This window comes from Streptomyces hirsutus, assembly GCF_001418415.1.
In the GTDB taxonomy this organism is placed as follows: Bacteria; Actinomycetota; Actinomycetes; order Streptomycetales; family Streptomycetaceae; genus Streptomyces; species Streptomyces hirsutus.
This window is the reverse complement of the sequence record NZ_LIQT01000338.1, coordinates 1-10,706: the sequence shown is the minus strand read 5'-3', so window position 1 is coordinate 10,706 and position 10,706 is coordinate 1. Positions and strand designations below refer to the sequence as shown.

The 10,706-nt window shown below is 72.3% G+C and carries 9 protein-coding genes; 5 read left to right on the top strand and 4 right to left on the bottom strand.

What is annotated here, in order from left to right; translation table 11 throughout:
• Positions 1 to 132 precede the first annotated feature (132 nt).
• Positions 133 to 987 carry a siderophore-interacting protein gene (locus tag AOK11_RS24565; protein ID WP_055595908.1) on the bottom strand — a complete coding sequence of 285 codons (855 nt, stop codon included), beginning with the start codon at positions 985 to 987 and terminating at the stop codon, positions 133 to 135.
• Positions 988 to 1,069: 82 nt separating this feature from the next.
• Positions 1,070 to 1,999 (bottom strand): 5'-3' exonuclease, encoded by a 930-nt coding sequence (locus tag AOK11_RS24560; RefSeq protein WP_240497476.1) that lies wholly within the window; start codon positions 1,997 to 1,999, stop codon positions 1,070 to 1,072.
• Between the two features lie 320 nt (positions 2,000 to 2,319).
• Here AOK11_RS24560 and AOK11_RS24555 point away from each other — a divergent pair, with 320 nt between their 5' ends.
• From AOK11_RS24555 to AOK11_RS24535, 5 genes are all read left to right on the top strand, one after another.
• Entirely contained in the window at positions 2,320 to 3,408 is a 1,089-nt protein-coding gene (locus tag AOK11_RS24555) for a quaternary amine ABC transporter ATP-binding protein (protein ID WP_055595906.1), read from the top strand.
• On the top strand, positions 3,401 to 6,034 hold the full coding sequence (locus AOK11_RS24550) for an ABC transporter permease/substrate binding protein (protein ID WP_055595905.1): 2,634 nt from the start codon (positions 3,401 to 3,403) through the stop codon (positions 6,032 to 6,034). The genes AOK11_RS24555 and AOK11_RS24550 overlap by 8 nt, the downstream gene beginning before the upstream one ends.
• 566 nt (positions 6,035 to 6,600) lie before the next feature.
• Positions 6,601 to 7,170: a helix-turn-helix domain-containing protein gene (locus AOK11_RS24545; protein ID WP_055595904.1), complete on the top strand. Its 570-nt coding sequence runs from the start codon at positions 6,601 to 6,603 to the stop codon at positions 7,168 to 7,170.
• Complete coding sequence (locus AOK11_RS24540; RefSeq protein ID WP_055595903.1) at positions 7,167 to 7,913, top strand: helical backbone metal receptor; 747 nt, start codon at positions 7,167 to 7,169, stop codon at positions 7,911 to 7,913. The genes AOK11_RS24545 and AOK11_RS24540 overlap by 4 nt, the downstream gene beginning before the upstream one ends.
• A gap of 9 nt (positions 7,914 to 7,922) precedes the next feature.
• Positions 7,923 to 8,858, top strand: coding sequence for a LysR family transcriptional regulator (locus tag AOK11_RS24535; RefSeq protein ID WP_055595902.1), 936 nt, complete (start codon positions 7,923 to 7,925; stop codon positions 8,856 to 8,858).
• 45 nt (positions 8,859 to 8,903) lie between these two features.
• On the opposite strand, the gene AOK11_RS24530 is transcribed toward AOK11_RS24535, so the two are convergent.
• Positions 8,904 to 9,593: a gamma-glutamyl-gamma-aminobutyrate hydrolase family protein gene (locus AOK11_RS24530; RefSeq protein ID WP_055595909.1), complete on the bottom strand. Its 690-nt coding sequence runs from the start codon at positions 9,591 to 9,593 to the stop codon at positions 8,904 to 8,906.
• Between the two features lie 438 nt (positions 9,594 to 10,031).
• Positions 10,032 to 10,706 (bottom strand): FadR/GntR family transcriptional regulator (locus AOK11_RS24525; RefSeq protein ID WP_055595901.1); only part of this gene is annotated, 675 nt, incomplete at its 5' end.

The following is a 10,706-nucleotide window of genomic DNA, read 5'->3' as shown; positions in this document are numbered from 1 at the left end:
GGCCGGGGTTCACCCGACCGGCGTCCCCGGGTGTGCCGACCGGGACCCCGGGATGCCGGTTCGGCCGGGTCAGCGGGCCGACGGGGATCCAGCGGTGGTTCAGTGAGGGCTCGGCGGTGACCCGGTGGCGGCTCAGCCGGCCGCGGCCGACGACTCCGTCTTCTCCTGCTCCGCCTCGACCCGCGCGTTCCACTCCTGCTTCGAGGCCTGCCAGCCGTCCTCGTTGTGACCGCGCCGCCAGTAGCCGGAGATCGAGAGGTCCTCGCGCGCGATCTGCCGTTCCACCCGCAGCAGACGGCGCAGCTCCTTCACGAAGTGCGCCTCGCCATGGACGAAGGCGTGCACCCGGCCCTCGGGGAACTCCAGCCCCCGCACGGCCTCCACCAGCGCCTCGCCGACCGGACGGTCCCCCCGGTGCAGCCAGGTGACCGCCACCTCGGAGTCGATCTTCTGCTCCTCCTGGGGCCCCTCGATCTCCACGAAGGCGTAGACCCCGGCCCCGCTCGGCATGGCCTCCAGCGAGCGGGCGATCGCGGGCAGCGCGCTCTCGTCGCCCACCAGCAGATGCCAGTCGGCACTCGGGTCGGGGGCGTAGGCGCCGCCGGGACCGGTGAAGAACACGGTCTCGCCCGGCAGGACCCGCCGGGCCCAGGGACCGGCCAGTCCTTCGTCGCCGTGGATCACGAAGTCCAGGGTCAGCTCGCGCTGCTCGGCGTCCCAGTGGCGCACGGTGTACGTCCGGGTCACCGGCCACTGGTCGCGCGGGAACTCCTCGCGGATCCGCTGCATGTCGAACGGCTCCGGGTAGGTGACGCCCTCGGCGGGGAACAGCAGCTTCACGTAGTGGTCGGTGCAGGTGTCCGCCGTGAAGTCGGCCAGACCCTCGCCGCCCAGCACCACCCGCTGCATGTGCGGGGTCAGCCGCTCGGTGCGGAGCACCTGCCCGGAGTGGGGCCTGCGCGGCTGGCGTCCCGGTCGCTGTGCCATGTGGGGTCTCCCTGTCACTCAGTTAGGTTTACCTAAGTTAACACCTCCGTCCGGCGATTACCTGGGCGCACGGCGGTGACCCCTACCGCGCGAGGGTCGTCAGCAGCCGCTCCAGGGAGCCGCCGAGGCCCCAGCGGGCCGCCAGTTCCCGTACGGCGTCAGGGTCGCGCGGAGTCCGTGGCAGGGTCGTGTCGACCTCCGGGAGCGGGACGTCGTCCGCGACCCGGACGACCTTCGGGGCGACCGCCAGATACGGGTGGGCCTCGGTGAGGCGCTTGCGCTGGGTCGGGGTGAGCCTGGCCTTCGGATCGTCGACCGCCGCCAGGATCCCGGCCAGGTCGCCGAACTCGGCCAGCAGTTTGGCGGCCGTCTTCTCGCCCACCCCCGGCACCCCCGGCAGGCCGTCGCTCGGGTCGCCGCGCAGCAGCGCCAGATCCGCGTACCCCGCGCCGTCCACCCCGTACTTCTCGCGCAGCACGGCCTCGTCGGTGATCTGGAGCGTGCCGACGCCCTTGAGCGGATACAGCACCCGCACGCCGCGCGCGTCGTCCACCAGCTGGTACAGGTCGCGGTCGCCGGTGACGATGTCCACCGGACCGCGCGCCCGCGCGGTGAACGTGCCGATCACGTCGTCCGCCTCGTACGCGGGCACACCCACGCGCGCGATGCCGACGGCGTCCAGAACGGCCTCGATGACCGGCACCTGCGGGGACAGCGTGTCGGGCACCTCCTCCTCGTCGGGGCCCGAGGGGCGCTCCTCGGCCACGCGGTGCGCCTTGTAGGAGGGGATCAGCTCCACCCGCCACGCCGGGCGCCAGTCGGCGTCCATGCACGCCACCAGATCGTCCGGGTGGTGGTCCTTGACCAGGCGGTCGATGAAGTCGAGCAGCCCGCGCACGGCGTTCACCGGCGAGCCGTCCGGGGCCCTGACGGAGTCCGGGACGCCGAAGTAGGCGCGGAAGTAGAGGGAGGCGGTGTCTAGGAGCATCAGTCGTCCGGTCACGTTCCGCATCATGCCGCACGCCGCTGACAGTGCCCCGCAGTCGCAGTCGCAGTCCAGTCGCAGTCCAGTCGCAGTCCAGGCGCAGCCGCAGCCGCGGGACCGCGGCGGCGGGACGCGACGCCCGTCGTGCGAGGCGGTCCTCGAAGCGTGAGTCGCCCCTCGGGCGGGGCGGTCCGATTGTGAGGCAGGACACGTATGCGTTTGCGACCGGCGAAAGCGGGGAGGCGCGGCCCCGGAGTGGCGCCGGTTGCAGGTTCAACTGTCAGGAACGCCTGAACCGTCCCGACGGGCGCCGCTCCCTTCCATTGCCGTCGAGTCAAGAGGTACGCGTGTCAACGAGGCTTGAAGCCGAACATCTGTACAAGGTGTTCGGCAGACGACCGGGCCAGGCGGTCGAGAGACTGCGCCAGAACGAGGCAGACCGTGAGGAGTTGCGCGCCCAGGGCACCACGGCAGCCGTCATCGACGCCTCGTTCACCGTGGAACCCGGCGAGATCTTCGTCGTCATGGGCCTGTCCGGCTCCGGCAAGTCCACCCTGCTGCGCATGCTGAACGGCCTGTCGGAGCCGACCGCCGGACAGGTGCGCTTCGACGGCCAGGACCTCACCGCGCTGTCCGACCGCGAGCTGCGCGAGGTCCGTTCCAGGAAGATCAGCATGGTCTTCCAGCACTTCGCGCTCTTCCCGCACCGCAGCGTTCGCGAGAACGCCGCATACGGCCTGGAAGTGCAGGGCGTGCCCCGCGCCGAGCGCGAACGCCGCGCCGACGAGGCGCTCGCCCTGTGTGGCCTGGCCGGCTGGGAGCGGTCCTGGCCCGACGAACTGTCCGGCGGCATGCAGCAGCGGGTCGGCCTGGCCCGCGCGCTCGCGACCGACGCCGACCTGCTGCTGATGGACGAGTCCTTCAGCGCGCTCGACCCGCTGATCCGCCGCGACATGCAGGACCAGCTGGTGGAGCTGCAGAAGAAGCTGAAGAAGACGATCGTCTTCATCACGCACGACCTCAACGAGGCCATGCGCCTGGGCGACCGCATCGCGGTGATGCGTGACGGCCGCATCGTGCAGATCGGCACCGCGCAGGACATCCTCATCCGCCCCGCCAACGACTACGTCGCCTCCTTCACCCAGGACGTCGACCGCTCCCGGGTGCTGACCGCCGGCGCCGTGATGGAGCAGGAGGTGCGCGGCGACGAGGCGGACTGCGCCTGCGAGACCGCGACGGCGCAGACGCCGTTCACCGACCTGTGCGCGATGAGCGCCCGCACGGCGCACCCCGTGGCCGTCCTCGACGGCGAGGGCACGGTCATCGGCGTAGTGCCCCGGCAGCGGCTCGTCGGCTTCCTCGGTGACGAGGACGGTGCCCCCGGCGCCTGCGACTCCTCGCGCGGCGAGGGCGGGAAGGTGTTGGCCCGTGCCTAGGATTCCGCTCGGCGAAGGGGTCAACAGCGCAGTCGACTGGCTGCTCGCCAACGTGACCTGGCTGTTCGACTTCCTCAAGACCGTCTTCACCGGCGCCTACGACGGCGTCAACGCCGTCCTCCAGGCGCCCGAGCCGCTGCTGCTCGCCGGTATTTTCGCGGTGATCGCCTTCTGGCTGCGCGGCGCCGTCGCCGGTGTGCTCACCTTCGTGGGATTCGCCTTCATCGACTCCCTCGAACTGTGGGACGACTCGATGGTGACGCTGGCCCTGGTCATCGTCGCCACCGTCATCGCGCTCGTCATAGCCGTGCCCGTGGGCATCTGGGCGGCACGCTCGGACCGGGTCAGCGCCTTCGTGCGCCCGATCCTCGACTTCATGCAGACGCTGCCCGCGATGATCTACCTCATCCCGGCGATCCTCTTCTTCGGGACGGGCCCCGCCCCCGGCATCGTCGCCACCCTGATCTTCGCGCTCGCCCCCGGCGTGCGCATGACCGAGCTGGGCATCCGCCAGGTCGACAAGGACCTCGTGGAGGCGGCCGAGGCGTTCGGCACCACGCCCCGCAACACCCTGCTGCGCGTCCAGCTGCCGCTGGCGCTGCCCACCGTGATGGCGGGCGTCAACCAGGTGATCATGCTCGGCCTGTCCATGGCCGCGATCGCCGGCATGGTCGGCACCGGCGGTCTCGGCGGCGCCGTCATCGAGGCCATCGGCCAGCTCAACGTCGGGCTCGGCGCCGAGTCCGGCCTCGCCATCGTCATCCTGGCGATCTACCTCGACCGCATGACCAGCGCCCTGGGCACCCAGGTGTCGCCGCTCGGCCGCCGCGCCGCCGCCAAGGCCCGCGCCGCGCAGGGACTGAAGATCTGGTCCTACCGGCCGCGCCCGCAGGTCGCCGTGATCGGTGTCGTCGTCCTGGCCCTGGTGGCCGGCGGCATGAGCATCTTCGGCGGCAACGGCAAGAGCGGCGGTACGGACACCGTCGCCGACGCCGAGAACGTCGGCAACGGCAAGAAGATCTCCATCGGCTACATCCCCTGGGACGAGGGCGTCGCCTCCACCTTCCTGTGGAAGGAGGTCCTCGAGCAGCGGGGCTTCGAGGTCGAGGCCACGCAGTTCGACGCGGGCCCGCTCTACACCGCGCTCGCGCAGGGCAACATCGACTTCCAGACGGACGCGTGGCTGCCCACCACCCACGAGGCGTACTGGAAGAAGTACGGCGACAGGCTCGAGGACCTCGGCACCTGGTACGAGGAGACGACGCTCGAGCTCGCCGTGCCCGCCTACATGGAGGACTTCGACTCCCTCGAGGACCTCAAGGGCAAGGCCGGCACTTTCGGCGGGGAGATCACCGGCATCGAGTCCAGCGCCGGGATGATGGGCCTGCTCAAGGACAAGGTCCTGCCGGGCTACGGCCTGGACGAGGAGTACAAGGTCGTCGACAGCTCCACGCCGGCGATGCTGGCCGAGCTCAAGCGCGCCTACAGCAAGCAGGAACCGGTCGTCGTCACGCTCTGGTCACCGCACTGGGCGTACAGCGACTACGACCTGAAGAAGCTGAAGGACCCCAAGGGCACCTGGGGCGAGGGCGACGGCGTGCACACCCTGGCCCGCAAGGGCTTCACCGCCGAGAACCCCGTCGTCGGCCAGTGGATGAAGGACTTCTCGATGACCGAGGAGGAACTCACCAGCCTGGAGGCCGAGATCAACAAGGCCGGCAAGGGCAGGCAGCAGGACGCCGTCCGCGCCTGGCTCAAGGACCACCCGGACGTCGTCGACAAGCTGGCGCCGGTGAAGTCCGGTGCTGCTGCCGCCACCGCCGACCCGGCCGAGGCGAAGCGCCCGCTGAACGTCGCGTGGTTCCCCTGGGAGGAGGACATCGCGATCACCTACCTGTGGAAGAACGTCCTCGAGCGGCGCGGCTACCGGATGAACCTGAAGCAGATGGAGGTCGGCCCGGTCTACACCGGCCTCTCCAGCGGGGACATCGACCTCAACTTCGACGCCTGGCTGCCGCACGCCCAGAAGAACTTCTGGGACCAGAGCAAGGACGAACTGGTCGACCTCGGCACCTGGTACGAGCCGACCTCCCTGGACGTCGCCGTCCCGTCGTACGTCGAGGGCGTCGAGTCCTTCGAGGACCTCAAGGGCAAGGCCGACCTGTTCGACGGGCGGATCATCGGCATCGAACCGGGCACCGGCCAGATGGACCTGCTCAAGAACAAGGTCCTGCCGGGCTACGGCCTGGACAAGGAGTACAAGGTCGTCGACGGCTCCACGCCGGCGATGCTCGCCGAGCTCAAGCGCGCCTACTCCAAGAAGGAGCCCGTCGCGGTCACCCTCTGGTCGCCGCACTGGTCGTACAGCGAGTACGAGCTGACCAAGCTGAAGGACGACAAGAAGCTCTTCGGTGAGGGCAACACCATCCGTACCATCGCGAACAAGGCGTTCCCCGAGCAGTACCCCGAACTCACGAAGTGGATCAAGGGGTTCACGATGAGCGAGGACGAACTCGGCACGCTCGAGAAGGAGATCAAGGACCGGGGCCAGGGCAAGGAGGAGGCGGCCGTCGCCGCCTGGCTCGAGGAGCACCCCGACGTGGTGGGGCGCATGACCCCGCAGTGACGGCGACGTCACCACGGTGATCACCGGTCGCCGTGGTGACCTCGCACCGCTCGTCCGAGGGGCGGGCCCGGTTCCGCACCTGACAGCGGGACCGGGCCCGCCCCTCGGAACATGTGCGGGGCAAGCCGGACAGTGTTCGCCGCCACCACGGGCCCACGGCGGCAACGGGCCCGCCGCCGCACAGGGCACGCGACCGGAACAAACACACGACCGGAACGGGCACACGACCGGAACGGGCATGCGGCCCGACGGGAACACGGTAAGAATCCGGCCAATCACGCAGTGCTATGCCCTCCCTGGGTCTCCAGGCCCTCGCCGTGACCTCTCGCCCCTCTTCGGGCGACAATGGCGGAAACACCCCGCATCCTGCGCACAGGGAACCGGAGGACCCGAGCATCGGCTGGCGTGAACTGTGGGGTCGTGCGCGAGCGCACAGGAGGACGACATGACAGGCGCCTGAAACGGTTTGCCGAACATGCGTAGGGTGCAGACAGCTCAACAGCAGGAGTGCGCCGGGACGACGGGGCACCGGCACGGGACGACGGGCGAAGGAGGGAGCCGGAGCGATGGGCGACCACAAAGAACAGCCGCTGCGCGTGGGCGCGGCCGTGCGGCGGCGACGCCGTGCGCTGGACCTCACGCTTGCCGTCGTGGCCCAGCGCAGCGGCCTGTCGGTCCCGTTCCTGAGCCAGATCGAGAACGAGCGCGCGCGCCCCAGCCGGAGCTCCCTGGAGAAGGTCGCCGACGCCCTGCGCACCACCGCCGTGGAACTCCTCGCCGCCGCCGACCCGGCGTGCAGTGTCGACGTCGTCCGCGCGGAGGGCACCGAGCCGTTGCCGGAACCCCGCGTCCGGTCCCTGGTGCGGGGCCACCACCAGATGCACGCCTCCGAGTTCACCGGCGACCACGACGCCGGGCGCGAATTCCAGTTCCGCAACGACCAGTTGATGTACGTGGCGGACGGCGCCGTGGAGATCGAGGCGGAGGGCCGCGCCTACCGCCTCGGCCGCGGCGACACCCTGTACCTCACCGGAGGCGTCCGGCACCGGTGGCGGGCCACGGTCCCGGAGACCCGGCTGATCGTCGTCGCCGTCGCCGAGCACATCGAAGCGGTCCGGGACAAGCAGCGCCGGTGACTTCCCCGCGGATCGTCTCCCTCGTCCCGTCGCTCACCGAGGCCGTGGCGCTGTCCGCTCCCGGCGCCCTGGCCGGCGCCACGGACTGGTGCACGCACCCCGCCGGCCTGGACGTGGCGCGGATCGGCGGCACGAAGAACCCGAAGGTCCCCCTGATCACCGCCCTCGCCCCCGATCTGGTGATCGCCAACGAGGAGGAGAACCGCGCCCCCGACCTCGACGCCCTGCGCGCGGCGGGCCTCGAGGTGCTGGTGACGGAGGTGCGGACGCTGCCCCAGGCCTTCGACGAGCTGGCCAGGGTGCTCACGGCGTGCGGTGTGGTGACCCGGCCTCGGTGGCTGGACGAGGCCGAGGCCGCCTGGGACGCCGTGGCAGCCCCCGCGGCCCGCCGTACCGCGGTCGTGCCGGTCTGGCGGCGGCCCTGGATGGTGCTGGGCCGCGACACCTTCGCCGGCGACCTGCTGTCCCGCCTCGGCGTCGACCACCTCTACGCGGACAACCCGGAACGCTATCCCCGCGTACCCCTGGACGAGTTGCGCGCGGCGGCCCCGGACCTCGTCGTGCTGCCCGACGAGCCGTACCGCTTCACCGCCGACGACGGCCCGGACGCCTTCCCCGGACTGCCCTGCGCCCTGGTCGGCGGCCGGCACCTCACCTGGTACGGGCCGTCGCTGGCCGAGGCGGCGGCGGTGCTGCCCCGGGCACTGCGAGCGGCGGGCCGCCGACAGCACCGGGCGACATAAGCTGGCGTGATGAGCACGAGGGACGACCATGCGGGACATCGGCCGGTGACCGCGGGGACCCTCGCCCACCGGGTGCCGGACCTCGGGGGGCTGGAGCTGCTGCTGGCGGTGGCGCGGGTCGGGAGCCTGGGCGGCGCGGCGCGCGAGCTGGGCATCACCCAGCCCGCTGCCAGCAGCCGGGTCCGGTCCATGGAACGGCAGCTCGGTGTGGCGCTGGTGGACCGCTCACCGCGCGGATCGCGCCTGACCGACGCCGGAGCGCTGGTCACCGACTGGGCACGGCGGATCGTGGAGGCCGCGGAGGCCTTCGACGCCGGCGCGCAGGCGCTGCGGGACCGCCGGGACTCACGGCTGCGGGTGGCGGCGAGCATGACGATCGCCGAGTACCTGCTGCCGGGCTGGCTGCTCGCGCTGCGCGCACAGCGGCCGGACACGGCGGTGTCCCTGCTGGCCGGGAACTCCGCGACGGTCGCGCAGCGGCTGCTGGCGGACGAGGCGGACGTGGGTTTCGTGGAAGGGCTGACCGTGCCCACGGGCCTGGACTCCGTGGTGATCGCCCACGACCGCCTGATCGTGGTGACGGCGCCGTCCCACGCCTGGGCCCGCCGCCGTCGGCCGCTCGCCGCCGAGGAACTGGCGGCCACTTCGCTGATCCTGCGCGAGAAGGGATCCGGCACCCGGCAGGTCCTGGACACCGCGCTGGGCGGCCTGGCCCGCCCGCTGATCGAACTGTCCTCCACGACCGCGGTGAAGGCCGCGGCGGTCAGCGGCGCGGGCCCGGCCGTCCTCAGCGAACTGGCCGTCGGGGAGGAGCTGGCGATGCGCCGCCTCATCCGCGTTCCCGTGGACGGCATCGCCCTGGCCCGCGAACTGCGCGCGGTCTGGCCGACCGGCCACCGCCCCACGGGCCCGGCCCGCGACCTGCTGACCCTGACCCGCGGCTGAGCACCTCGCGCGCCGGGCACCGGGTGGCCGCCGGGCCGGGGCGGCTCAGGTTGCCGTGGCCGCCTGGACCAGGTGGCGTACGACCCTCGGGTCATCGCCCATTTCCGGGTGCCACTGCACGCCCAGCACCCAAGCGGGGGAGGGGAGTTCGACCGCCTCGACCGTCCCGTCCCGCGCGTACGCCGACGGGATCAGGCCCTCGCCGAGGCGCTCCACCGCCTGGTGGTGGAAGGTCGGTACGGAGGTCTCCTCCGGGACGGCGTCGGCGTACCGGGTGCCCGGCACCGGCTCGACCGGGTGCCGGCCGACGACCCCCGGCTCCCCCCGGTGGCCGTCGAGGTGCTGGACGAGGGTGCCGCCCAGGGCGACGTTCAGCAGCTGCATGCCCCGGCAGATCCCGAGCAGCGGAACCCGGCGGTCCAGCGCCGCCCGGATCAGGGCGAGCTCCCAGGCGTCCCGGGCCCGGTCGGGCGGCCCGGTGCGCGGGTCGGGCTCGGCGCCGTAGCGGACCGGTTCCACGTCCGGGCCGCCCGCGACGACCAGCCCGTCGAGCCTGGCCACCGTCGCCGCGGCGTGCTCGGGCGCGGCCGGCGGGAGCATCACGGCCAGCCCGCCGGCCCGCTGCACCAGCCGCGGATACCCGACGGGCAGCAGTGCGGCGTCCATCTGCCACGCGCCCCACCGCACCCCGGACTCCTCGTACGTGCTGATGCCGATCAGCGGCCTGGCCGTCATGCCGTGCTCCTCCGTCTCCGGCACCGGTCCGGTCCTGCCCGGTCCCGTGCGGCCCCGTCCCGTCGGTCCCGGGACAACTCTGCCCCGGCCGCCGCCGGCGCCGCGAACTCTTCCCCGGCGCCTTCGCCACCGGATGCCCGCGGCCGTACGGGCCGAAGTACGCCACCGCCGCGATGTGCGCCGCCCGGGCGGCGGAGGCGAGGAAGTGGGCAATGGGGCAGATCCGGACCTTTGTGGGTCCATGCCTTCCCGGCGCGGACGGCGGAGCGCAAGACCCCAGCGCCGAAGCCCGCGCCGGAGCCTCCGCCGACCCGTGCGCGGGGCCCCGCTCCGGAGCTTGCGCTGCCTCGGGGGTGGAGTCCCGCTCCGAACCCGCAAGGACCCCCACACCGGACCGCTGCCCGGACCGCGGGTATCACTGTCCCCGCCGCAGGCGTGTCACGCCAGGAAGCCCCGCAGCAGTGCCGCCGTCCCCGCGCAGTGCTCGCGCGCTATCTCCCGCGCCCCGTCGGCGTCCCCCTCCAGCACCGCCTCGACCAGCGCGGTGTGCTGCCGCTGCGAGTGCTCCAGGTTGCGCACCAGCAGCGGGATGCAGTCCAGCAGGTCGTTCACCGACGCCCGGACGGCCGCGTACTGCGCGGCCAGCGTCGGTGAACCGGACAGCTCCGCCAGCGTGAGATGGAACAGGGTGTCCAGGCGGCGGTACTCGGCCAGCGGGGCGTCGCGCGTGCCCGCCAACGCCCTCCGGAGCCGGTCCGCCCGCGCGTCCGGCAGGCCGTGCGCGGCGCACAGGCCCGCCGCGCCCACCTCCAGCACCTCCCGGAACCGCAGCACGTCCTCGATGTCGACCTCGGCGATCCGCCGCCGCAGCTCGGACCCGCCCGCGTCCGTCGGCCGGGGCAGCACGAACGTGCCGCCGTACCGGCCGCGCCGGGACTCCACGAGACCCTGGTCCTGGAGCACCTTCAGCACCTCGCGCAGCGTCACCCGGCTGATCCCCAGCCGCTCCGCCAGCACCCGCTCGGCCGGCAGCCGCTCCCCGTCCGGGACCAGGCCCAGCCGCACCACCTGAAGGATCTGCTCCAGCGCCTCCTCGAAGCCGTTGCCGGCGCG